General features: G+C 38.6%; 19 protein-coding genes. 11 read left to right on the forward strand and 8 right to left on the reverse strand.

The genetic code is table 11. The features are described 5' to 3' along the window. Window positions 1-75: 75 nt before the first annotated feature. From H5157_RS05055 to H5157_RS05075, 5 genes are all read right to left on the reverse strand, one after another. Window positions 76-1,398: a leucine-rich repeat-containing protein kinase family protein gene (locus H5157_RS05055; RefSeq protein ID WP_404936460.1), complete on the reverse strand. Its 1,323-nt coding sequence runs from the start codon at window positions 1,396-1,398 to the stop codon at window positions 76-78. A 41-nt stretch (window positions 1,399-1,439) separates the two neighbouring features. Further along, window positions 1,440-2,153, reverse strand: coding sequence for a YebC/PmpR family DNA-binding transcriptional regulator (locus H5157_RS05060; RefSeq protein WP_002959761.1), 714 nt, complete (start codon window positions 2,151-2,153; stop codon window positions 1,440-1,442). A 258-nt stretch (window positions 2,154-2,411) separates the two neighbouring features. Next, window positions 2,412-4,490 (reverse strand): M13 family metallopeptidase, encoded by a 2,079-nt coding sequence (locus tag H5157_RS05065; protein ID WP_182724297.1) that lies wholly within the window; start codon window positions 4,488-4,490, stop codon window positions 2,412-2,414. A gap of 240 nt (window positions 4,491-4,730) precedes the next feature. After that, window positions 4,731-6,509, reverse strand: a complete 1,779-nt coding sequence (locus H5157_RS05070) for an ABC transporter ATP-binding protein/permease (RefSeq protein WP_182724298.1) — start codon at window positions 6,507-6,509, stop codon at window positions 4,731-4,733. A gap of 129 nt (window positions 6,510-6,638) precedes the next feature. After that, a complete protein-coding gene (locus H5157_RS05075; RefSeq protein WP_182724299.1) occupies window positions 6,639-8,702 on the reverse strand; it encodes a hypothetical protein in 2,064 nt (687 codons plus the stop codon). A 459-nt stretch (window positions 8,703-9,161) separates the two neighbouring features. On the opposite strand from H5157_RS05075, the gene H5157_RS05080 reads away from it, so the two are divergent. From H5157_RS05080 to H5157_RS05105, 6 genes are all read left to right on the forward strand, one after another. After that, window positions 9,162-9,623, forward strand: coding sequence for a hypothetical protein (locus tag H5157_RS05080; protein ID WP_182694981.1), 462 nt, complete (start codon window positions 9,162-9,164; stop codon window positions 9,621-9,623). Window positions 9,624-9,731: 108 nt separating this feature from the next. Beyond that, window positions 9,732-11,570 carry a protein translocase subunit SecD gene (secD, locus tag H5157_RS05085; RefSeq protein WP_182694982.1) on the forward strand — a complete coding sequence of 613 codons (1,839 nt, stop codon included), beginning with the start codon at window positions 9,732-9,734 and terminating at the stop codon, window positions 11,568-11,570. Then, entirely contained in the window at window positions 11,563-12,498 is a 936-nt protein-coding gene (gene secF / locus H5157_RS05090) for a protein translocase subunit SecF (RefSeq protein WP_182724300.1), read from the forward strand. The genes secD and secF overlap by 8 nt, the downstream gene beginning before the upstream one ends. 182 nt (window positions 12,499-12,680) lie before the next feature. Further along, window positions 12,681-13,157 (forward strand): GreA/GreB family elongation factor, encoded by a 477-nt coding sequence (locus H5157_RS05095; RefSeq protein WP_007582643.1) that lies wholly within the window; start codon window positions 12,681-12,683, stop codon window positions 13,155-13,157. A gap of 402 nt (window positions 13,158-13,559) precedes the next feature. Further along, window positions 13,560-14,321: a BRO family protein gene (locus tag H5157_RS05100; protein WP_182715336.1), complete on the forward strand. Its 762-nt coding sequence runs from the start codon at window positions 13,560-13,562 to the stop codon at window positions 14,319-14,321. Between the two features lie 170 nt (window positions 14,322-14,491). Further along, complete coding sequence (locus H5157_RS05105) at window positions 14,492-14,995, forward strand: REP-associated tyrosine transposase (protein WP_182715337.1); 504 nt, start codon at window positions 14,492-14,494, stop codon at window positions 14,993-14,995. A gap of 139 nt (window positions 14,996-15,134) precedes the next feature. Here H5157_RS05105 and H5157_RS05110 read toward each other — a convergent pair whose 3' ends face one another. After that, window positions 15,135-15,485, reverse strand: coding sequence for a zinc ribbon domain-containing protein YjdM (locus H5157_RS05110; protein WP_182724301.1), 351 nt, complete (start codon window positions 15,483-15,485; stop codon window positions 15,135-15,137). Window positions 15,486-15,778: 293 nt separating this feature from the next. Between H5157_RS05110 and H5157_RS05115 the strand changes: the two genes are divergently transcribed. Genes H5157_RS05115 through H5157_RS05125 form a run of 3 tightly spaced genes read left to right on the forward strand, consistent with a single transcriptional unit; the run spans window position 15,779 to window position 18,811 of the window. Continuing rightward, a complete protein-coding gene (locus tag H5157_RS05115; RefSeq protein WP_182694985.1) occupies window positions 15,779-17,173 on the forward strand; it encodes a RimK family protein in 1,395 nt (464 codons plus the stop codon). 4 nt (window positions 17,174-17,177) lie between these two features. Next, a complete protein-coding gene (locus H5157_RS05120; protein WP_182715339.1) occupies window positions 17,178-18,290 on the forward strand; it encodes a GNAT family N-acetyltransferase/peptidase C39 family protein in 1,113 nt (370 codons plus the stop codon). A gap of 8 nt (window positions 18,291-18,298) precedes the next feature. Then, complete coding sequence (locus H5157_RS05125; protein WP_002960746.1) at window positions 18,299-18,811, forward strand: MgtC/SapB family protein; 513 nt, start codon at window positions 18,299-18,301, stop codon at window positions 18,809-18,811. A gap of 16 nt (window positions 18,812-18,827) precedes the next feature. On the opposite strand, the gene H5157_RS05130 is transcribed toward H5157_RS05125, so the two are convergent. Next, window positions 18,828-20,054 carry an EAL domain-containing protein gene (locus H5157_RS05130; protein WP_182715340.1) on the reverse strand — a complete coding sequence of 409 codons (1,227 nt, stop codon included), beginning with the start codon at window positions 20,052-20,054 and terminating at the stop codon, window positions 18,828-18,830. A gap of 88 nt (window positions 20,055-20,142) precedes the next feature. Further along, on the reverse strand, window positions 20,143-21,153 hold the full coding sequence (locus tag H5157_RS05135; RefSeq protein ID WP_182724302.1) for a GlxA family transcriptional regulator: 1,011 nt from the start codon (window positions 21,151-21,153) through the stop codon (window positions 20,143-20,145). Window positions 21,154-21,279: 126 nt separating this feature from the next. On the opposite strand from H5157_RS05135, the gene H5157_RS05140 reads away from it, so the two are divergent. Beyond that, window positions 21,280-23,187: a beta-ketoacyl synthase gene (locus H5157_RS05140; RefSeq protein WP_182724303.1), complete on the forward strand. Its 1,908-nt coding sequence runs from the start codon at window positions 21,280-21,282 to the stop codon at window positions 23,185-23,187. Between the two features lie 181 nt (window positions 23,188-23,368). Beyond that, the gene (locus tag H5157_RS05145) at window positions 23,369-24,394 is read left to right on the forward strand and encodes an energy transducer TonB (protein WP_182724304.1); all 1,026 of its coding nucleotides are present in this window, start codon (window positions 23,369-23,371) and stop codon (window positions 24,392-24,394) included. Window positions 24,395-24,428 lie beyond the last annotated feature (34 nt).

The raw sequence follows: 24,428 nt of genomic DNA on the forward strand, positions 1-24,428 counted from the left end.
GGAAAATCCGAATAAACATAAAATAAAAGCGAGTAAGGTGTTACATTTTGCTCGCTTATATTATTAATATTAAATTTATTTTAGCTCTGCTAATAACTCAGTAAATGTAGGTCTTTGATTTAATTTAAATTGCATGGCACATTTTGCCATATCGGACATTTTAGCAAAGAGCTCACTTTGTCTATCATCGCCAGTTACCGTGCCTAATAAGTCTTCAATTAAACACCCTAATGCACGTACTTCAATTAACTCGATTTGCTTTTGTTGATAATCACTTAACATGGCTAAGTTTGTGGCTGCACCAAAATCACCAAATAATACATCAGCATCTTTGTTTATCATGGTATTATGCGCATACACGTCGCCATGGCTTACTTTACAAATATGCAAGTGATGCAAGGTACTTACCATTTGCTGTGCAATTTTTAAAATAGCGTGAGTTGAGTAATGGCAATCATCGTTAAAGGTATCACGCGTACAGGTTTCAAGGCTTGGAGGCAGGCCTAAATTAGCAAAGTTTTTATCTATTAGCTCCATTACTAAACCTAGCTGATCACTTTGCTCAATGTAGGCAAGTACTTTAATTAAATTAGCGTGATCGCCTGCTTGTAAGCAGCAATTTACTTCATCAAGCGGGTAGCCGTCGCTGGTAATTGCGCCTTTGAATAATTTAATCGCTACAGCACTTTCAATAGCTTGTGCTAAATGAATAACGCCCGATGCACCTTGGCCAATAACATGACTAAGTGTGTAATCGTTAAGAGGCTTATTTTCTAAGCAGCTTTTTGTAAGGCACTGGGCTTTATTAAAATCGTTACCGGCAAACGCAAGCCAAGCAAGTTTAGGCAATTCAAACAGCCAGTCGTCTACGTGTGTTAAGTTATTAGCAGAGAGCCTAACAAGCTCAAGGTTTTTACACTGCGCCATGCTACTTGGCAGTTGCTTAAGTTGATTTCCTGCAAGCGCAAGCTTTTTAAGCTGGGTATAATTACCAAAATCTTCAGGCAATTCGCTTAACGTATTATCGGTGAGTATTAGCCACTCAATATTTTTTGGCAGGCTGTTTAAAGCAAATTCAGAAATTTGGTTACCTTTAAACGCGACCATAATTAAAGCAGGGCATTTAGCGAGCACTTTAGGAATATGCTTAAACTGATTAAACGATAAAAACACACGCTTCAGGTTTGTTAAACAGGCAAATTCATCAGGTAGTGTTGATAAGTTATTATTTGATAAATCGAGAACTTCAAGCGTGTCAGCTAAGCTAAAGATTTCTTCAGGAAATGTCGTTAGCTCTTCTACCAATTGCAGGCGAGTAGCACCAACAAGTTTGCCACTTTTAAGCTCTTTAAGGGAGTTCATATTAATACCATGTTCTAAAAATGAAAAAGCCAACATAACTGTTGGCTTAAAGTCGTTCTAACTTACTAAATCGCTCTTTAGAATTGCGCGTTATGGTAAACGTTTTGCACGTCGTCGCAATCTTCTAACATTGCTAAAAAGCGTTCCATAACTTCAACGTCTTCGCCTTCAATCGGCGTTTCAATTTGTGGCACAAAGCTAATTAGGTCTTCGTCAAATTCAGTCACGCCCATTTCTTCAAGCGCTGTACGTGTATTGTTGTACTCTGTGTGAGGAGCAAAAACAGTAACTTTACCGTCATCTACTTCTACGTCAGTTACATCAACATCAGCCATCATAAGAGCTTCAAGTACTGCTTCGTCGTCATCACCGTCAAATACAAAAATAGCAAGGTGATCAAATAAATGTGAAACAGAGTTTTGAGCGCCAATTTTAGCATTTGCTTTGGTAAAACAAACACGTACATCAGCAAAGGTACGCTTGTTGTTGTCTGTTAAACAGTCAACAATAATCATACAGTTACCAGGGCCGTAACCTTCGTAACGTGTTGCTGCGTAGTCTTCACCGCCGCCGCCTTTTGCTTTGTCTATTGCGCGGTCAATAACGTGTGCTGGTACTTGGTCTTTTTTAGCGCGTTCAATTAAACGACGTAATGATAAGTTACCATCTGGATCTACACCGCCGTTTTTTGCACAAATATAAATTTCTTTGCCGTACTTAGAATAAACTTTAGTTTTAGCACCCGCAGTCTTAGCCATTGAATCTTTTTTGTTTTGGTAAGCTCTTCCCATCTGCGTTTCGCCTTAATATATGTAAATAATGGAATAAAATTATAATGCGTATTCTAAAGGTAAATGCATTCAAGGGCTAGTAAGTATTAAAACAGATTAAATCGGTAACGTTTAAAAGCCATGTAAACTGTATTTTATTAATGGGATCATCGAGGGTTCTAGACGTTGGAATTATATCTATTATGTGTAAATTTAATTCAATAAAAAAGCAACCTGTATAACAGGTTGCCTTACTAAGTAATAAAAAGTAAGTGTTACTTACCAAATACGTACACGCTCATCTTCAGGAAGGTATAACGCATCGCTTGGTTTTACATCAAACGCTTTGTACCATGCATCATGGTTACGCGGCGCTTGTGCTCTAAAGCGACCTGGGGCATGTGTGCCACCACGCAGTTGGTTAAGCATGCTTTGCTCAGTACGTTTTTCTTTCCATACTTGTGCCCACGCAAGGAAGAAACGCTGATCGCCAGTAACGCCGTCAATAACAGGCGCTTCTTTACCATTTAAACTGAGCTTGTACGCGTGATAAGCCATTGATAGCCCACCTACATCACCAATGTTTTCGCCAAGGCTATTTCGACCATTAACAAAATTACCTTCGATTGGCTCGTATTTACTGTACTGCGCAGCCAGTTGATCGGCTTTTTTGTCAAATGCAGCGCGGTCAGCATCAGTCCACCAGTTACGTTGCACACCGTTTTCGTCTGATTTTGAACCTTGATCGTCAAATCCATGACCCATTTCGTGACCAATTACAGCGCCAATACCGCCATAGTTTACAGCCGGATCGGCATTTGGATCGAAAAACGGCGGTTGTAATATCGCAGCCGGAAATACAATTTCATTAAACGAGCTATTGTAGTAAGCGTTTACGCGTTGTGGCGTCATGCCCCAGCGGTTACGGTCTGTTTTTTGTAGCTCTTTTTCAACACTTTCTGCATGAAAAAATTCACGCATGTTTTTCACATTACCGATTAAATCGTTTTTAGTAATGCTTAAACCATCATAAGACTGCCAAACATCGGGATAACCAATTTTTGGTACAAATGCAGCCAGTTTAGCGCGCGCATTTACTTTAGTTTCATCGCCCATCCACTCTAGGTTATCAATACGTTCACCAAGAGCTGTACGTAGGTTTTCAACCAGCTCAGACATTTGTTGTTTTGACGACTCAGGGAAGTAACGCGCTACGTATATCTTACCAATAGCAAAACCAAGCGAACTTGTGCCTGACATTTCACTTATTGCACGTTTCCAACGAGGGCGAGGCTCTTGCTGTCCGTTTAGTTCTTTACCAAAAAAAGCAAAATTAGTATTAAATACGTCTTCTGATAGTAAACCTGCGTTACCGCTAATAGCATGATACGTAAGGTAGTCTTTCCATACTGCAATATCTTCTTGATTGATTAGCTCAATCATCGCTTTTATTGGCTCAGGCTGAGATACATTTAACTGAGGTACCTTATAACCTGTTTGCGCAAAGTATAAATCCCAGTTAAAACCAGGATAAGCAGTGCTTAAATCGGCGCGTTCAATTTGGTTTAGCGTTAAATCGCGATTACGGCGCTTTTCACGAGGCCAATGACCTTGTGCAATTTTGGTTTCAAGATCAACTATTGCTTGAGCGCGCTCAGCGGTATTTTCTACTCCTGCAAACTTAAGCATGTCAGCAATGTGAGCAACATAAGCTGTACGGGTTTTTACAAAGCGCTCAGCGTCTTCAAGGTAGTAAGAACGATCTGGTAAACCTAAACCACCAGCACCTAGTGACATTTCATATTTATTAGGGTCTAGGCGATTAAACCACATGCCGCCGCCAAAAGGGGCTTTATTACCGGTTAACCAAGACTTACCAAACATCTCAGCTAAATCGTCAGTTGACGCTATATCACTAATTTCACTTAACAATGGCTTAATAGGCGCTACACCGAGTTTATTAAGTGTTTCGGTATCCATATACGCATTGTAAAAATCAGCAACGAGTTTTTCTTCTGCGTTTAAATCTTTACGTGCGGCTATTTCTTCAATAATAGCTTTAACATCGCCTTCGCTGCGCTCAGCTAATCCAGAAAATGCACCATAGCGGGTTTTATCAGCAGGCATTACGTAGTTGTTATACCACGTGCCGCTGGCATACATAAAAAAGTCATCGCCTGGTTTAACGGCTTCGTTACGGGCTGTTAGGTCAACGCCAAAACTACCTAACTCTGCTTTTTGTGTCACTGCTGCAGTGGTTACTTTAGATTGTTGCTCGTCTGTTTTTGTTGTTTGCGGCTCTGAACAACCGGTAATAAATGTGGCAGCTAATGCTGCGGCAATTAAACTCTTTTTCATTACTTACTCCTGAGTATCACTGATTGAATTTAAGCTGCAGTGAATTATTTTTATTGTTACGAATATTTAACTTATCGATTGTTATTGATATTAATCAGACAAACAAATCTTTTGAGGTGAATCACCACAGTGCTCGTTAAAACTAATATAGGAGAAAAGAGAAAGGCTAATAGGTTCTATAAACGCTTTATTTAGCTCGAATACTTGAAAGTATCTGAGCTAAGAGGGGGCACACACTATTTATTTTTTATGCTGAAGCTCCCACATACGGGCGTATTCTCCGGCGATAGTAAGTAACTCATCGTGCTTACCTTGCTCAATAATTTGTCCGGCTTTGAGCACAATAATGGTGTCTGCATCGGTAATAGTAGATAACCGATGAGCAATAACAATACTCGTATGGTTACTGGCAACCTCACGCATTGCAGCAAGTATTGCTTGCTCAGAATGAGAGTCGAGTGCAGATGTTGCTTCATCAAAAATTAAAATAGGGGACTTTTTCAAAATGGCGCGGGCAATGGCAATACGCTGTTTTTCGCCGCCGGATACTTTTAAACCGCGCTCGCCAACCAGTGTTTTATCGCCTTTATCAAGTGTGCCTATAAAGTCTTTTAAATGCGCCATAGCAATGGCTTCGTCAATTTCAGCATCGCTTGCTGATGGTCTACCGTAAGCGATATTTTCACGAATGGTGGTGTTAAACAGCACGGTGTCTTGCGGGACTATTGCAATGGCTTTTCGTAAACTATTAAGTGTTACTGAGTTTATTGCTTGATTATCGATACTAATTTCACCACCGCTTACATCATAAAAACGATAAAGCAGTCGCGCCAATGAGCTTTTACCAGCCCCACTGGCACCAACAATGGCTACTTTGCTGCCTGCTTTAACACTAAAGCTAAGATTATTAAGAATAGGGCGATGCGCATCGTAACTAAAACTTACATTATTAAATGTTATTTCACCTTGGCTAATATTGAGCTCTTTAGCATTAAGTGCATCGGTTATTTGTGGTTTTTTGTTAAGTAGCCCAAGCATGTTTTCAAGGTCGGTTAGCGCGCGTCTTATTTCGCGGTACACAAAGCCTAAAAAGTTAAGCGGTAAAAACAATTGAATCATATACGCGTTGATCATCACTAGTTCACCAATAGAAAGCGTACCTGCAACTACCTCGGTTGAGCCCAACCACATTAACGCGGTAATAGCACAGGCAATAATAAGTGCTTGGCCTGAGTTGAGGGCGAGCAACGACATTCTATTTTTTAAACGGGCTTTTTCCCAGTTTGCTAAAAAGGTGTCGTACGTTTTGGCTTCAAACTGCTCATTATTGAAATATTTTACAGTTTCATAATTAAGCAGGCTGTCTATTGCGCGGGTATTACTTTTATTGTCGGCAGCATTTGCTTCTCTAATAAAGCGGTTTCGCCACTGAGTAACCACCACAGTAAAGGTAATATAAATGGCGACTGCCAATAATGTAATCAGCGCAAACCAAACAGAAAACAACGTGCCAAAAATAATCGCAACGGTCAGTATTTCAAACAAAGTAGGCACAATGTTAAACATTAAAAAGCGCATTAAAAAACTTAACCCACTAGTACCGCGTTCTATATCGCGGCTAATACCGCCAGTTTGCCTATCTAAATGAAAAGCCAGCTCAAGTGAGTGCAAATGCTTAAATACTTTTAAACCAATATCACGCATAGCGTGCTCGGTTACGCGAGAAAATACAGCATCTCTTATCTCACCTAAAAATACGCTAGCAAAACGCAGTGCACCGTACATCAATAACAATAAAGCGGGGATAACTAACAGTGGGTTAATTGACTTATCTACCGAGTCTATAATTTCTTTAAGTGCCCACGGCATCAACAAAGTGGCACCTTTTGCGCCTATAAGCGCCATAAGTGCAATAAAAACACGGCCTTTAAATTTTGTAAGGTAGGGCCACAGTGTTTTTACACTTTGGCGTAAATTCATGGCGTCGGGGCGTTTTTCACTGCTTTGTTTAGAGCGCATTCAGTATCTCAGAGTTGGTATATGGGTAAATAAAATAACTTATAAGTTAAGTAAACGCCGTTAATTGAAACAAGGAAAGGTATTAGTTTTTTGAATATTAATTTTAAGCGTTAAAATGCGGTTACCTAATTAATGCTTTCTAAAATAGCGGTATATGTTTTCTGGCAGAATATATCTCATGTAGCGCTTTCTAAAGCCAGCTTTCCATAATGATTTGTTATAGGTTTGCTTAAACTTAATTGGATTAAGAAACATTTTTAATGGATCAGGCGATTTCGCAAAGTAACTTTCATGGCTATTTGCTCCTACATACTCAGAGTGTTTGAGATTACCAAAGTTCACAGACTCGCTATAGGTAGGAGTTTTTAATAATCTAGATATAGGTTTTATAGCTGTTTCAGGAGCGATATTTATTTTTTTATAATCTCTTTCAATAGCCATAAAATCAGAAATAAAGTCCATAGCTCCTTTTTGAAATTCGTTTATTGTGTCTAATTTGTTATTAGAAAAATCATTAGGTTCAAATATAGCTATTACTTCATCATTTTTTTTATCAAATTTTATTACAGAGCCATGAGGTGCCGAAAAAATAAATTCGAGCATATGTACACCTCCCGATAAGACCTGAAAATTATTTCTAGGTTCTGAAAAGTTACACATATAACCTGACATCGGAAATCCTTTTTCAGCAAATTTCAGAGCAGTTTGAAATGTGCCTAGGTAATAACCATTAATGTCTATTTCATTATTTTCTAATAACATTAGCTTATTTAATGAGTTCTGAATTGTCCCTTGCCACCCAATGTCAACAATCGCGACTTTTTTGGCATCCATAAACCCAATTTGATTTAGGTAAGTTAGTAGGTTTTCTCTTTCTACAGCTGCAATACTGCATACATCATCAACTAATAAATGAAAGAGTTTTGCTAATTTATCCTTATCGTTATCTGTGTCAATTATATGATTTTGATCAAAAAATCCAACTTCTTTTATTTTTTTAATGTGTTTTGTTGCATCTATATCAACTCTATCAAGGTAATTAGCGACGCTCAAATTAGGAACAAAATGGCATAGTACTTTTATCGAATATTCATCGATTCCATTGTATATAGTTGGGATGTTTATAGCTCGTCTTGATGCGTACATATACTTACTAACAGGCGTTTTAGCTCCCTGATTCATAAGGCTATAGGCTTTGTGCATAATATAGCCGTCGCGAGCAAGGAAAAATATATGTTCTATTTCTTGATGCAAAACCTGGCTAGTTAACCAACGAGTTAAGCCAAAATATATTATTCCACAGTATACATAACCAAAGTCGTACCATATATTCTCGTTGTTATTATCTCTTTGGGTAAACGTTTTGTTGATGATAGTCGCAAAATAAATAGATTCTTCTATAGAGAGTTTAGAAGGGTATAGCTGCCTTAGTCTTTTAAATGAATGATGGCTAAGCGCATATTCACTGGTTTTTTTGTAATAATAAGGTTTGATGCCTTCTTTCATCGCGTTAATGACATCGGCGAAGTAATAATCGCCAATATGTAAAAGCTTAGACGGTTTACAGGATAGGTCTTTAAGTATATGTGGATATAACCCTCCTTTAGACTTTGATTTACGAATTACAGAGGATAAAAATAATTTATGAAATTTTGTATACCCATTATCGTAAAGAATTTTTTTTATCACGTACTCCGGTAAGTACATGTCTGAGGTGAAAATAACCTTTTTACCATTATCAATACAGTATTGATAAAAAGAGTGCATATATTCATTTTTGACACAAAATTTTAATTCTATTTCGATTTCTAGCGCTTTCAATATGTTAATTACTTTGCTATCTAGATTTTGTGTTTTTTGTATATGTGCATATATCTCATCCAAACCTATGGATTGGGTACCATTTAGCTCAGCTAGTATTTTTGTTGCTTCTGCCTCGGCATTACCTCGGATGCTTTTAAAGTCTATGTCTAGCTTTTTATGTTCATCATTATATAAGTTCTCAACTATTGTAAAAATATCAGCTGGTTCGAAGACTTTTCTGAGGATTACTGTATCAAAGATATCAAAAGAGACTATTTCACTGTTGTTTATTAGCTTTTTTAGGTCAGTGTCATTACTTAGGGTATTTATTAGCTTTAAGCTTTTGTTGTAAAATTTTGAGGCTATTTTACTAAATATGTTTTTTTCCATAATGACTTTCCCTGCCTTATTTACTATCCATAACATAATTTAGAAAATCAAAATTTAGCTATTTATTTACATTTAATTATACTAATTTCGTATAGCCGCTGCAACTTGACCATTTATAGTACGAAGTTTTATTGCTTATTTATTATTTTACCAAAAAAAACGACTAAATGAATGCAAAATGAATAATAAAACTACAAGTAATAAATTAAAATTAACCCTAAATAACTACTCCTTTTGTATTTGGTAAGGAAAAGAGATGCTGTCGAAGTTGTAGATTTGAGCGCAACATAATTTATAAATGAAATTATCAAAAAATCTTTAAATAATTGGTTCGAAATAAAGCAACGCCAGCGCCTCAGATTAAGTTGTAAAATCAAACTAAATTAACGAGCAGGCTATTGTATTTTAAACGCTTGCCCTTATATACTACGCATCCCTTATTTTAGTTTTAAAACGTGAATGTTTAAATTTAGAGTGTTTTTAACTGCCTTTTTGCTACTTGCTGCACTTTTTAGTGTGCAGAGCAATGCTATGGGCGCCTCACAAAATTTAAATATTACTGTTAGTACGCAGGTTTCGCTTACTGATATTGCCGATTTAACTAAAATACAGCCTATTAGTAAGTCTGTAGATACTGCGCAGCATAAAAAAACGCATCAAACCGATTTTGACGCGCACCAACCAAGGTTAACTGCCAATAATTCATCATTGTTTTTGCACACTGTTCAAAGTGAGCCAGAATACGATGTGGTTTTTGAATTTTTTGCTCAAAATCTTGTTAGGCATATATTCTTACGACCAAGAGCGATTAATCCTATACAGCCTTGGTATACGCTTGTAACTAATAGTAAAAAGTCGCGCTTGAGTGGCTGGAAAGACGTTAATTTACTCTACAGAGCTGTAACTACCTACCACGCTTAATTTTCCTTATTTAATTTTATTAGGTTTTAACTTTTAAAGTTTTAGCCTGCAGATTAATTGTGCTTTTAAAAAGTACGTTGCTAGCTTTGCTGGCAATAAGGATTCAACATGTTAAGTTTTAAAAAAGACAAAAAACCGTCTACGGCTAAGTTCAAATTAAGCTATATAGCCATGCTAATAGTATTGGTTTTATTAGCTATCAGCGCATTACCAAATTTATACCCAAATAAATCGTGGTTGCACATCAGTGCTGCTCCGCACAGTGAAACGCAATCTTTACCGAGCACTAAAACGCTAGTTACTTTTTTAAATAACCAAGGGTTAGAGGTTGAGCAGGGTTTAGATAAGCAATCAACTATTAATGTACTTTTAAACGAGCCAACTAAAAGCGCTCAGGCACAAGCGGCTATAAAAGCGCAATATCCAAACACGCAAGTTAAAATTGTTGAGCATGCAACCAGCCCTACATGGTTACAAAATTTTGGTTTATCACCAATAAAGCTGGGCCTTGATTTAAATGGCGGTGTGCTATTTGTATTAGACGTAGATTTAGATAAAGCCGTTGATGAGCAGTTAGTCAGTGCGTATCAACAAGCTAAATCAATCATTATTAAGCAAAAAGCACATGGCGTAAAAGCGCAGCAAACTCAGCACGGGTTTGAAATAAACGCATTGCCTAATGCAACAGACAAGTTAACCCCCGTTATTGAAGAGCTACAAAGCCGGTTTGCTAATTTTGCCGTTGTAACAAGCAATAATGGCAGCGTTAAAACTGCCAAATTTAGTTATTCAGAGCAAGGCCGCAGCAGCTTTGATAAAGAAGTAATGGGCCAAACACTTACAACCCTTCGTTCACGTATTGAAGAGTTAGGCATTACTGAAGCGGTAACACAGCAACAAGGCAAACATCGCATTCGTATAGAGCTTCCTGGCGTGCAAGATCCAACCGAAGCTAAGCGTATTATTGGTGCAACAGCATCGCTTGGTTTTTATCAATTAAAAGAAATTGGCGGGCAAACATTTAATATGCAATCGGGCGGAAAGATAAAGCTCGATCCTGTGCCAATTTTTACAGGCGATCATATTAATAATGCAAACATAGGCCGCGACGATTGGGGTAAACCATTGGTACAGCTAAGCCTAGACGGCCAAGGAGGGGATGCAATGTCGGCGTTTTCAAAAGCCAATATTGGTAAGCCAATGGCGACGGTTTACTCTGAGTATTCTCAAAATGCTAAAGGTGAAGTAGTTAAAAAAAGCGAAGTTATTAATGTTGCCAATATTGCTCAGCATTTAAGTTCGCGTTTTAGTATTACCAATATGAAAAGCCAACAAGCGGCAGCCGATCTAGCATTGTTATTACGTGCAGGCTCGCTTACAGCACCCGTTACAATTGTGCACGAACAAACAATAGGGCCAAGCCTCGGCAGCGAAAATATTAGTAATGGCTTAGCCGCGCTTATGTTAGGCATGGGTATTACGCTTGCATTTATGGCGCTTTGGTATCGCCGTTTAGGTCTTATTGCAAACGTAGCACTTATATTAAATTTAACGTCGCTTGTGGGCTTAATGTCATTATTACCAGGGGTTGTGTTAACGCTTCCGGGTATTGCAGGTCTGGTGCTAACCATAGGTATGGCGGTAGACACTAACGTAATAATATTTGAACGCATTAAAGAAGAACGTCGCCAAGGCCGTGCACCATATCAAGCTATTCAAGAGGGGTATAAACAAGCCGCAAATACAATATTTGATGCCAATATAACCACCATGATCACCGCGCTTATCTTATACGGCATAGGCTATGGGCCCGTTAAAGGTTTTGCCATTACACTCGCACTGGGGCTTTTAACGTCTGTATTTACAGGTGTGTACGTATCAAAAATATTAAGTCAAACGTTGTATTTAAAAATGGGTAAAAAAGTAGGAGAAAAAGCACATGCTTAACACTTTTTTGAAAGGTGAAAAGGGCACTCGTTTACGTTTTATGGGCATGCTTTTAAACGCCATGTTAGTGTTGCTATCCGTATTTACGCTTACGCAAAAAGGTTTAAATTTTGGCCTAGATTTTACCGGCGGTTATTTAACTGAGTTTACAACCAGCCAAAGCGTTGAGCTAAAAGAGCTTCAATCGTTTATTGCTAAAAATCACAACGGTGAGTTTGAGCTAACCGCGCAAGGTAATAGCCATTTTCAATTAAGAGAAGCGCCAAGTGCATCAGCCACAGCTAATAGCCTTAATTGGCAAAGCGCTGTTACACAAAACGATGATATAAACGCACAGGTATTATCGTCAGCTTATATTGGCTCACAAGTGGGCGATGAGTTATTTGATCAGGGTTGTTTAGCCATGTTTGCTGCAATGATTGCGGTAATGATTTACCTTGCAGTGCGTTTTGAATGGCGATTAGCGGTAGGCTCTGTGGTTGCGCTAGTGCACGATTTAATACTCGTTCTTGGGTTATTTTCACTATTACAAATTGAGTTTAACCTGACCGTGCTGGCCAGCTTACTGGCTATTATTGGTTACTCACTTAACGACTCAATAATAGTGGGGGATAGAGTGCGTGAGCTTTTACGTGTTCAATCAAATAATGTACTTAGCCCAGCGACTATTATTAATAATGCGATTAAAAGCACACTAACGCGCACCTTAATAACGTCGGGTACCACACTTGCGACGGTTGCGAGCGTTTGGTTACTTGCAGGCGCACCACTGCAAGGCTTTGCTATAGCATTATTTACCGGCATTGTAGTGGGTACGTTCTCGTCTATTTGTATAGCGGCAACCTTGCCAGAGCTATTGGGCTTAAGCGCTAAAAACTACGAAGTTAAAGTAGATGCCCACACGCAAACATTATTAGATATGCCATAAGGTTTTTAATAAAGCACAAGCAAAGAGCTGCACCAACCAGCGGCTCTTTGCTTGTTTAATGCTAATTTAAGCCCCGCTAGTATTCCCACCAAACTTACGGGGGTTTAAAACAATGGTTTTAAGCCTAGCAAAAATGTTAAACTAACTGCCTTATTTTTACTGCCAGTATTGTATTAATCCCCATGAATAAAACCCACGTTATCGAACATCTTCGTTTTGCGCTAGAAGCGCAGCTTACAACAGCAAAAGTAGCGGCAAAAACCGCGCACGACACCGCCACACATGAAGAAAACATAGCCGAAAACAAATACGATACCCTAGGGCTCGAAGCCGCTTATTTAGCACAAGGCCAAGCCCAGCGCGTAAACGATTGCTATAAAAGCATAGAATTGTTTGAGCCTGCCTTTAACGAAAAGCCAACCGACAAAATAGCTATCGGTTCGCTGGTATGTTTAGAAGATGATAACGCAGCCCAAAAATGGTTTTATTTAGGCCCTGCAGCAGGTGGTTTAACCGTAAATGTTAAACAACATGCAATTGCTGTTGTAACACCCGGCGCACCAATGGGTAAGCAATTATTAAATAAACAGATTGATGATGAAATTACGTTAACAATTGCAGGTAAAGCCCACGAATATGTTGTGGTAGAGATCTTATAAAGCTTTGGTTTTTACGAGAAGCGTTTGCTGGCAGAGCTATACCAAAGTAATAAACGCTTTTTTATAAATTAATTGTCGGATGGCATGGCTTCGCCACTTATCCGACCTACGTCAATGCTTTAATACCTGACGTGGTGAATATGTAATCTTTAAATGTAGGTCGGATAAGCGAAGCGCCATCCGACAAAGGTAATTTTGTCTCATAAAACTATTAAAAGTCGTTTTGGTGCAAAACAACAGAGCCTATTTTATAACATGGCTAATCATTTGTTTACATTGAAGTTATTTAGTGGAATTACTGGGCTAAGTGATACACGTCGTTTTGGGATGTTATAAAACCCCAAAGTGGTGTTCGGTAAGTTGCTAGTTCACTACATCAATTTAGGAGTTCATTTAAAGCACATGAATAATAATTTAGTCAAAGTTTGCTATACAGGTGAAACTGGTTCTAGCGATATAAGAACATTTCATAGAGATGATATTTTATATGTTTCTTTAAGAGACGTACTTATTACGTTAAATAAAGAAAATCGTGAAATTAATGAAAATCATGTCGCTAAATCTATGGTGAACGTGCTTAAAGGGCAATTGAATGCGCTTGATTCAGATGAATATATTATGGAACCAGTCATAGGTGGCAAGTATTCTGATGATGAAGAAATTTTTGTTACACAACCTGGGTTATATCGAGTTTTATCTAGTGATAAAACTATTGCAGGTAAAACTTTCCAAAGATGGTTGTTTCATGAGGTTGTACCTTCATTAACCAAATATGGTGAATACCCACCACCGTTAGTTTCTCAAGACTCTGATGTTAAAAGGCTAGCTACTACTCTTTTAATGGAAATTGAACAAAGAGAAGAGTTGGAACGTAAAACTCAGGAACAATTTAATACACATGAAAAAATGCTAAATCATCTTGGCAATAAATTACAAAATATAGAATCGAACAATCAACAAATTGATTTTATGTGTGTTATGGATTTTTGTAATTTACACGGAATTGACAAAACAGAGGAGCAGCTTGTTCTTGGGTGGTGTATAAAAATCTGTGCAGAAAAAGGAGAACCATCAAGAAGAGTCATAGTTAAATCGCAGGAAGTTCTTCAATTCCCTATGTATGTATTAGTTGCTGCAGCTAAAGAATTACAAATAGATAAATAATTAGGGGACACCCAGCCTAATTACCAACACGATAAACTATTACCTTTGTTCATAAATCTATTGTCGGATGGCATGGCTTTGCCATTTATCCGACCTACGCCAATGTTGTATATATCCTAAATTTACGCTTTATTTATCTAATAGGTATCTAATAATATAGTGGACATACAATGCAATATCGTCGGAATTATGTAAAAGGAGGGTCATATTTTTTTACTGTTAATTTGCTCGACCGTAATAAATCGTTGTTAGTTGAGCATATTGATTTATTAAGAGAGTCTATCCGCGTTGTTAAATTCCAAAGGCCATTTTATATAGATGCATGGGTTGTGCTACCCGATCACCTTCATGCGGTTTTAACCTTGCCAGACAACGATACGGATTATTCTGGGCGCTGGCGAGAAATTAAAAAGCGATTTTCAAAATCACTCCCAAAAACAGAGTTTTTAACTCAAACAAGAAAACGTAAAAATGAGCGAGGAATTTGGCAACGCCGTTTTTGGGAACATACCATCAGGGATGATAATGATTATTGGCACCATGTTAACTATGTTCATTTTAATCCGTTAAAGCATGGTCTAGTTAGTCGAATAGTTGATTGGCCTTATTCAAGTTTTCACAGAGCCGTAAAGCGAGGGATTTATACGAATAACTGGTGTGGCGAAAAGATATAAATTATTTGTAGGTCGGATAAGCGAAGCGCCATCCGACAAAGCCATAGCAACATAATACACTTTAGCTTTGTACAAAAGTTTGTTGTTGAATGAAATAACTTTGGCCTTTATTACGCGTCGGATGGCATGGCTTCGCCATTTATCCGACCTGCGAATTAGCTTTTTTCACAAATTTCGCTGTTACCATCATTTCGCCAATGCCTTCTACTTTACAATCAAGTTCGTGATCTTTTTTATCAAGCACTCTTCTAACGACCGCTTTGGTGCCAATTTTAATTACTTGCGAGCTGCCTTTAATTTTTAAATCTTTGGCTACGGTCACTTTATCGCCATCATTAAGTAAAGTGCCGTTGGCATCTTTTACTAAAATTGCGTCTTCATCATTTGTAGTATTTGGGTTCCACTCATGGGCGCACTCGGGGCAAATAAGCAGTTGTTGGTCTTCGTAAACATATTCACATTGGCATTTTGAGCAAGCAGGCAGCGACATTTTTAACTCTCATAAGGTGTTGTTTTGCTTATTTTAATCTGCATTATTAGTTAATCAATATTTTTCATCTTCACGCTAAAAATATCTCGTTTGTGCGTTTTTAAAAAAGGGCATATAAAGCACATGTCGCTTAAGCAATTTAAGCGCTAACTCGTACAGTAGGTACCTGTTAAAGCACCCATCATATTAAGTGATTCGCGCAATGCCCACTTAGTACGATGGGTGTTTCTATTTATAATGCTTAGTATTTTACTAAGCATGCTTTTTATATTTTGACTTAACTAGGAAAAGTCGTGTTTAAAACCTTAATTGTGGTTGATAACAACGAGCAAACGCTTGCTCAATCGTTCGAAAATGTAATTACGTTTAATACCTACTTACGTGATTACCCAAAACATAACGAACCAAAAACACGCATTATTAATCTGTGCGACTCAAGCCAATACTTGAGCAAAGGTTACTATTGCTCATTACTTGCAGAGGCGCGCAAGCACCAAGTTTTACCCAGTGTAAAAACCATTAATGCTCTTCGTAGTGGCCAAGCTCCTATGTTAAATGTGGGCCAAATAGATGGCACACTTTACTTTGGTAATGCCCAAAACGATTTACAATCAAAAGCGGCAAAGTCGGTATTTAAACAATACCCAGCGCCTATTTTATTTGTTGATGAACAAGGATTATTGCAACAAGGCTCGATGTCGTCTTTAAGCGAGCAGCAGTACAGCGAATTTGTAGCCAAGCTAGATAACTTTACTAAAACGCAGTGGCGTATTAGTTCTGTGCAACGTCGTTTTAGATGGGACATGGCAATACTTGTTGATCATAACGAAAAAGTACCACCGAGTGACAAAGACGCCATTGCACGTTTTATTAAAGCAGCTGCTAAACACGGTATTTATGCACAAGCATTAAGCTTTGACGAAATTGATAACATTGCCCAGTTTGATGCGTTATTTATTCGCCAAACTACAGCGATTGACCACCCAACGTATCGCCTTGCAAGCAAAGCGCAAAGCCTGGGTTTAGTGGTTATTGACGATGCTGAGTCTATTTTACGTTGTTGTAATAAAGTGTATTTACACGATGCATTTAATTATCAAAAAGTGCCAAGTTTAAAAACGGTTGTAGTGGCTGATCAAGCAAATGAAACGCTTGAGCAATTAGAAGAAGCGTTTACGTATCCGCTTGTTTTAAAAATGCCTGAAGGGTCGTTCTCAAAAGGTGTGTTTAAAGTTTCAAACCGTGATGAGCTTGCCGCTAAGCTTACAGAGCTGTTTGAATATAGCGCATTAGTGCTTGCACAAGAGTACATGTATACCGAATATGATTGGCGAGTGGGTGTGTTAAATGGCCGTGCAATTTATGCATGCCGCTATTTAATGGCGCGTAACCATTGGCAAATTTATAACCACGACGCTAAACGGTTTTTCTCTGGCGGCTTTGAAACTCTACCAACCTTTGAGTTACCAAAAGCGGTGTTAGATGCAGCATTAAAAGCATGTAAAACAGTGGGTAGGGGTTTATATGGCGTAGATGTTAAAGAGCATCAAGGCAAAGCATATGTACTTGAAGTAAACGACAACCCAAGTATTGATCACAAGGTAGAAGACGGCTATTTAGGCGACGAGCTATACATGATCATTATGGATGAGTTTAAACAACGCTTAGAAGCACGAGGCCGTGGGTAATAACATGAGCAACCTTGTTATTCGAAAGGCGCTTAGTAGTGATTTAAATGCACTGATTGACGTTGAAAACGCTTGCTTTAATAACGATAAATTAAGTCCGCGTAGTTTAAAACGCTGGCTTAGTGCAAAACACGGTATTTTACTCGTTGCCCAAAATGGCGAGCAAGTATGTGGATATGGATTAGTGTGGTGCCATAAAGGGACTCGTTTAGCGCGTTTATATTCGCTTGCTGTAAAACCCACAATGCAAGGTAAGGGCGTTGCAAAGACATTGCTTACTAGCCTTGAAAAAGAAACGTATGAGCGAGGGCGTATTTACCTTCGTTTAGAAGTGGCTGTAAATAACCAAGGTGCGATAGGGCTTTATAAAAGCTTAGGTTACAGAGTGTTTGGTCAATATAGCGATTATTACGATGACCACAGTGACGCACTACGAATGCAAAAAAACATTCGACAAACGAGTGAGTTAAAAGTGGCGCGTTTAACGCCGTGGTATCAGCAAACTACTGAGTTTACGTGCGGACCTGCTGCACTATTAATGGCAATGGGCGCACTTGAGCCAACAACTGAGCTTACCCAATCGCATGAGCTGGCACTTTGGCGTGAAGGTACCACCATTTTTATGACATCGGGTCATGGTGGTTGCCATCCGTTTGGTTTGGCACTTGGGGCTAATAAGCGTGGTTTTAAAAGCGAGGTAATGGTTAATACCACAGAGCCTTTGTTTTTAGATGGCGTACGTAACGAAAACAAAAAAGTGGTACTTGCCACCGTGCATCAACAATTTGTAGATGGTATTGCACAAGCAAATATACCGCTTACGTATAAAGATGTAGAGCTTGAGCATATTGAGCAGTGGTTAAGTAAAGGCTTTAGTGTGCTGTTATTAATTAGTACATACAGTTTTGATGGTAAAAAATCGCCACACTGGGTGTGTGTTACGCACCTTGATGAGCACTGCGTGTATGTTCACGATCCGTTTTGTGAGCCCGGTAACGATAAACAGCTCGCTATAGATTGCCAATATGTACCTATTGCACGAAGTGATTTTAGCAAAATGTCAGCGTTTGGTAGCCAACGTTTAAGAACGGCGGTGGCTATAGCTAATAAAATATAAGGTTAACAGTGACTTTTTTAGATTTAATTGATGTAGCCCCGTATTCATGGGCAGCTATTGGTACTGCGGCTTTTTGTGGTGCTATTATTGGAATAGAGCGCCAATTGCGCGGCAAGCCTGTAGGTATTCGTACATCAGCCCTAATAACGTTGGGTACGTATTTGTTTTTATCCACTGCGTTTAATTTACAAGGGGATGTAATAGATCATTCTCGTGTAGTTGGGCAAATAATTACAGGTATTGGCTTTTTAGGGGCAGGCGTTATGCTCGCAAAAGATGGTGCGGTAGTTGGCGTAACCTCTGCTGCAACCATTTGGGTGCTTGCATCAATAGGCGTGATGATAGCGACAGAAAACCTTGGGGCTGCAATAAAACTCTCGGTGCTGGTGGTCGGTATTTTATACGGTGTAGACGTACTTGAGGCTAAATTTAAAAGCTTAAGCAAAGGCGTACACACTAAAGTAAAAAACTATCAAAAGCGCTATTATCGAAAAGAATTTAACGAATCAGAACGCCACTAAAAGTGGCGTTTATTAATTATAGCGTAATTGTTTGATATTGGATGGCATCTTCAATAGGAGCTGGGCGCCCAATAAAATAGCCTTGTACGTTATCAACGCCTAGTTTTCTTAGTGTGTTTAATTCATCTTGATTTTCTATACCCTCAGCTACAATTGAGCAATTAATAGCTTTGGCAAATCCGCATAGTGCTTTAGCTAATAAAAACTTTCTACTGTCTTTATTTATATTTTGAGTGAGGCTTATATCTAACTTAATGATATCTGCCTCTAATTCTAAAATATGTTGAAAAGACGAATAGCCAGCTCCAACATCATCTATAGCTAATCTTACGCCTTTGCTTCTTAATGGTTGAAGTGCAGTTCGCATCGCTTGGTAGTCTAAAATAGGTGAATGTTCAGTCACTTCTAAAATTATTCTATTACAATCGATGCTTTGTAATACTTTGTCTATTGAGCCTGATAAAATATGCTGAGGTGAAGTATTTATAGTGATATAAGCTTTTTCATCAAATTGATCTAAGCAATGTAATGTATTTTGTATAGCAAGTATTTCTAATGCTTCTCCTAAACCCAGTTTTTCAGCATCTTTAAACCAAATATCAGGTGTTTTATAGGGTTCAATAAAAAAGCGTGACAGAGATTCATAACCCGAAAGTTGGTTGGTTGATAAATTAAATATGGGCTGAAAATAAATCGTAATATCGTTTGTTTTTATAATATTTTCAATAAGCGACTTTGACTCATTATTTAAAATGTCAGACTGAACTTTTTTTTCGATTAACTCAGTAGCTATTTCAGAAATGAGCCTAAGAAATGACAAATCTTTGTCGTTCAGGGCATTGTCTAATACGGTTTTATAACAGCAAAAAGTTCCATAAACTTTTCCGGTGGATAAAATAATGGGTACACCAATATAAGAGCCAATATTTAGCTTTTCTGTGACTGGCATGTTGCGGGTTATTGGGTGCTCAAGAGTATTAGGGATTATTTGTTCTAGCTCGTTATCAGATATTTTTTTACAGTAAGTTTCGCAAATTGGATCTGAATTACCTACTGATACGCATGTATTTGTAGTTTGGTTATCTACCACTTTAAAAACGCGCTCAGTATTGGTGAATTTTGAAATAAACGCGACTTCCATACTTAAATGTTTTCGTACAAGTGAAAGTAACTTTAATAACTTTGATTCAATAGAAGCATCGCTTTGTGGATCAAAAAGGTGCTTACTAAGTTTATCTCTCATGCAGTTACCTTGGTATGGCGTAAATTATATTATTGATAAGAGTATAATTTATGTATAAAAAAATGCCAATTTAGAGTGTCGTCGCTGGTTAGCCAAACAACTTTCTCCTAACTACTTTTCTGTAGCCACTGGGTGTTTGGCTTAATACTTTTTTAAACACGCGGGTTAAATGCCCTTGGTCGTTATATCCAACTTCTAAAGCCACTTCTTGAATTGATAAATTTGATGATGCTAATAACTCTTTCGCACCTTCTACGCGTAATTGTTGCCAATACTCAATAGGGCTTTGGTTCGTTGCGGCTCTAAAGCGGCGGGTAAAAGTACGATAGCTTAAGTTAAATTGGGCAGCGACTTCTTGCAAGTTTAGCTCGGTGGCTAAATTCGTTTTTAGCCAAAATTGAATTTGCGCAATTAGCTCATCGGGGTGACGGTCTACTGCACCTTCTAAATAGCGTTGATCTTCGTAGGGTTTGCGTATTTCGTGCGAAAAATTACGCTCTACATGCTGCGCGGCGGCTTTTGTGTAGTACTGGCTGATAATATGTACGATAACATCTGCAAGGGCATTAAGGCTTGCTACGGTATACATGCGCTCTGATTGGGTTATAAAAAAGTCGGGCTTTAAGCGCACCTGCGGGTAGTCATGGCTAAATTGTTTGGCGTAATGCCAATGGGTGGTAGCAGGGTGGCCATCAAGTAAGCCAGCCTCAGCTAATAAACAGTTGCCAGTACCGACACCAATTATATGGCTGCCTGCGCTAAAGCTTTCACTTAGCCAATCAACTATTTCCTGATTTGTTCGCACCACTGGGCGTGGGTTCCGCCAAATACCCGGCACTATAATCAAATCGCTGTAGGGCGCGTTAGTTGTTATGCAATCAGGATTTATAGCAAGGCCTGCACGGGTGGGTATAGATTCAGCACTTTTAGCCACTAAATTTATAGCAAGTGGCCTAAAGCTTTGCTTATCAAGATGCCCTTTAGCAAAGGCCTCGCCGGCTCTTAGCATTTCTATAGGCAGCGTTAAACTAGTCACTAATAAATGCGGATATACCGCTATAGCAATGTTTAGAGGTGGATTAGTGTGTTTATCAGTCATATAAATGCTCCGACCAGTATATTTTGGCCTTTTGTGCTGAATATTTGGCTATTAAAGCACAATGTGTGGTGCGTAATCCATTTAAACTGCCTCTTCTCCTTATAACACGTTTCTAAAAGGTAAATTATGACAGCATTACCCGTTATAGTAGGCATGGGTGGCATTAACGCCGCTGGCCGTACTTCTTTTCATCAAGGTTATCGCCGTATCGTGTTAGATAGTTTAAATGCTCAAGATCGCAGTGAAACATTTTTAGGCCTCGCCACACTGATGAATCTAGTAAGCGTTGTAAACGGCCAATTACAAGATACACAAGGTAATAATGTTGAGCAAAGCGACATAGAAGCACGCTTTGGTGAGCAAATTATTGCTGGTACACTTATTCGTAAAATTGAAAAAGAACACTTTGATGCCGACGCAACACCGTGGCAGCAAAAAATGACACTAACCGCATCAAGCGATAACGCAATTGTGTTTGAAACGCGTGCTCGCGACTTACCTGCACCTATTCCAGCTAGCTGGCAAGTTGAAGAGCTTGAAGGCAAAAAAGTTAAAGTAACTATTGCAGCCGACTTAGACGTAAAGCATGACTCAACACGCGATAACCCAATTAAATCTGCTGGGCAATTTCCGACTGGGTTTGATCCATCAGTTATGTATAACAGCCGCTATCAGCCTCGTGGTTTGCAAGCCACTATTTTTGCAGCTACAGATGCGATTAAATCAACAGGGCTTGATTGGCAGCATATTATGAATAGCGTAGAGCCAGATAAAATTGGTACCTATTCAGCATCGGTAATTGGCCAAATGGACGACAAAGGCCTAGGTGGTTTAGTAAAAGCGCGCCAACAAGGCGACCGTGTTAGCACTAAGCAGTTAGCACTGGGCTTAAATACAATGTCTACCGATTTTATTAATGCCTATGTTACGGGCAATGTAGGGACTACGTTTTCGACCTCGGGCGCATGTGCAACGTTTTTATATAATTTACGTGCAGCGGTTAATGACATACAAGCAGGGCGTACACGCGTTGCGGTTGTCGCAAGTGTTGAGTGTGCTATTACACCAGAAGTTGTAGAAGGCTTTGGTAACATGAGCGCACTTGCAAACGTTGAAGGTTTGCGCCGTTTAGATAACTTATCAAATGATGAAGAACCAGATTACCGTAATAGCAGCCGCCCATTTGGCGATAACTGTGGCTTTACATTAGGTGAGGGCGCGCAAGTTGCTATTTTAATGGATGATGCTTTAGCCCTTGAGTTGGGCGCTGATATTATGGGCAGCGTACCGGATGTGTTTGTAAATGCAGATGGCGTTAAAAAGTCGATTACATCACCTGGCCCTGGTAACTATATTACAATGGCAAAATCAGCCGCACTTGCTAGCAGCTTATTAGGTAAAGAAGCACTGCAAGAACGTAGCTTTATTTTAGCCCATGGTTCTAGTACACCGCAAAACCGTGTAACAGAGTCTTTGATTTATCACAAAGTAGCACAAACGTTTGCTATTGATAACTGGAAAGTAACAGCGCCAAAAGCGTATGTTGGCCATACTATTGCACCTGCAAGTGGTGACCAGTTAGCGATTGCGTTAGGCATATTTAGTCATAATATTATGCCGGGTATTACCACTATTGATAAAGTGGCTGATGATGTTTACAGCGACCATCTTGATATTCGTAATAGCCATTACGAGTGCGCTGATATGGATATTGCTTTTATAAATTCAAAAGGCTTTGGCGGTAATAATGCAACAGCGACTGTACTTTCACCAAAAGTAACAATGCAAATGCTTGCTAAGCGCTATGGCGATGATGTTATGACTAGTTACACACAGAAAAATAGTGTGGTTAGCGCTTCGCAGAAAACGTATCAAACGCAAGCTGATTTAGGCCAGTACGAGCTTATTTATCGCTTTGGCGACGGACTTATTGACGACAACGACATTGTAATAGACGAGCAAAGTATTCAGTTACCAGGCTTTGAAAAAGCAATTACGTTTAGCACAACAAACTCCTATCAAGATATGTTTTAAGCACACATACTTGTTAGCAAGGCGCTTTTTAAGCGCCTTTTTTAATGTCTCAAATATATTTATCTATTAAGTTTTTTCTAAGTTAAGCTCATTAAATGAACTAATTTTTTGTATTTACACTTGCTTTTATATCGATCGTTTGTTTCTATTATATAAACACTATCTAGGATGGATAAAATCGATGAAAAAACTCATATTAGCGCTTTCTTTTACTTCTGCTTTTACTCAACTCCCTGCGTTTGCTGACGACTTTGTCCCTGCTGAGGTGATTAATAAAAATTACGATCAACTTACTAATACCTCACCGCGTGCGTCTCGATTAGAAGGAATTAATTTAAGTAGTTATCTTGTTGATGAAAACGGCCAAGTGAGCGATATCGAAATTGTAGCTACAGCTGGTCAAAAAAAGTATCAAAGAGAAGTAATGGATTACGTGTCTAAGCTCAACTACAAAAGTGCAAAATTAAATGGCGAGACTATACCTGTAGCAAAAACTATTACTGTAAGTTCGCAAAATTTACATGCTGGATTTTCAAATGATAAAGCGTCTCGCGGCTTTTTTAATGATTATGAACAAGCTAGTAAGTTAATCGATGAAAAGAAATACGATGAAGCTAAAAGCCGTATTAATGAGTTAGAAAACGAACATACGAAAAATACGGTTGAGATTGTTTTGCTTGCATGGCTTAAAAGCCAGCACAGTTATTTTGTACAAGACTGGAAGAGCTTTGATCAGCACATCAACGAAGCGTTTTTATTTAGAGGTAACCTACCAGATCAAATTCAAAAGCGTGTGATAAAAAATGCATTACAATGGTTTATATCAAAACAAGATTATGTACGTGCCTATGACGCAATAGATGCGTTAGGCAATATTGAATCCATCACTTTTACACAGCAAAATAAGGAGCAGTTATTAGCTCAAGTTAATGACATTTATAAAAGTTCTGGCGATATAAAACAACAAATAGAGCTATTGCCTAAGCAGGCGGTATTACCTTTATTGTCAAAAAGTGAAGTAGCGCTTGAAGCGCAAATGCCGCTAACTAAAGTTCAGTTACGCTGCGAGAACAAAGTAGTAAATTACGATACAAGCACAATTGATAAAATTGTAATTTCACAAAACGATGTGCGTTGTGGGTTATTAATTAAAAGCGCTCAAGCACAAACCGTAACGCTAAAGCAAAGTGGTGATAGCTTTTTATAAGTTTTACGTATTGGTTAATGATATAAAACCCCGC

Source organism: Pseudoalteromonas sp. SG43-3 (genome assembly GCF_014164385.1).
Taxonomy (GTDB): Bacteria; Pseudomonadota; Gammaproteobacteria; order Enterobacterales; family Alteromonadaceae; genus Pseudoalteromonas; species Pseudoalteromonas distincta.

Bases quoted from the DNA above. Each gene is read 5' to 3' on its own strand.
- H5157_RS05080 (WP_182694981.1), top strand. From the start codon at position 9,162: ATGTTTAAATTTAGAGTGTTTTTAACTGCCTTTTTGCTACTTGCTGCA.
- H5157_RS05060 (WP_002959761.1), bottom strand. From the start codon at position 2,153: ATGGGAAGAGCTTACCAAAACAAAAAAGATTCAATGGCTAAGACTGCG.
- H5157_RS05135 (WP_182724302.1), bottom strand. From the start codon at position 21,153: ATGACTGATAAACACACTAATCCACCTCTAAACATTGCTATAGCGGTA.
- H5157_RS05075 (WP_182724299.1), bottom strand. From the start codon at position 8,702: ATGGAAAAAAACATATTTAGTAAAATAGCCTCAAAATTTTACAACAAA.
- H5157_RS05065 (WP_182724297.1), bottom strand. From the start codon at position 4,490: ATGAAAAAGAGTTTAATTGCCGCAGCATTAGCTGCCACATTTATTACC.
- H5157_RS05055 (WP_404936460.1), bottom strand. From the start codon at position 1,398: ATGTTGGCTTTTTCATTTTTAGAACATGGTATTAATATGAACTCCCTT.
- secD (WP_182694982.1), top strand. From the start codon at position 9,732: ATGTTAAGTTTTAAAAAAGACAAAAAACCGTCTACGGCTAAGTTCAAA.
- H5157_RS05100 (WP_182715336.1), top strand. From the start codon at position 13,560: ATGAATAATAATTTAGTCAAAGTTTGCTATACAGGTGAAACTGGTTCT.
- secF (WP_182724300.1), top strand. From the start codon at position 11,563: ATGCTTAACACTTTTTTGAAAGGTGAAAAGGGCACTCGTTTACGTTTT.
- H5157_RS05130 (WP_182715340.1), bottom strand. From the start codon at position 20,054: ATGAGAGATAAACTTAGTAAGCACCTTTTTGATCCACAAAGCGATGCT.
- H5157_RS05145 (WP_182724304.1), top strand. From the start codon at position 23,369: ATGAAAAAACTCATATTAGCGCTTTCTTTTACTTCTGCTTTTACTCAA.
- H5157_RS05070 (WP_182724298.1), bottom strand. From the start codon at position 6,509: ATGCGCTCTAAACAAAGCAGTGAAAAACGCCCCGACGCCATGAATTTA.
- H5157_RS05095 (WP_007582643.1), top strand. From the start codon at position 12,681: ATGAATAAAACCCACGTTATCGAACATCTTCGTTTTGCGCTAGAAGCG.
- H5157_RS05110 (WP_182724301.1), bottom strand. From the start codon at position 15,485: ATGTCGCTGCCTGCTTGCTCAAAATGCCAATGTGAATATGTTTACGAA.
- H5157_RS05105 (WP_182715337.1), top strand. From the start codon at position 14,492: ATGCAATATCGTCGGAATTATGTAAAAGGAGGGTCATATTTTTTTACT.
- H5157_RS05140 (WP_182724303.1), top strand. From the start codon at position 21,280: ATGACAGCATTACCCGTTATAGTAGGCATGGGTGGCATTAACGCCGCT.
- H5157_RS05120 (WP_182715339.1), top strand. From the start codon at position 17,178: ATGAGCAACCTTGTTATTCGAAAGGCGCTTAGTAGTGATTTAAATGCA.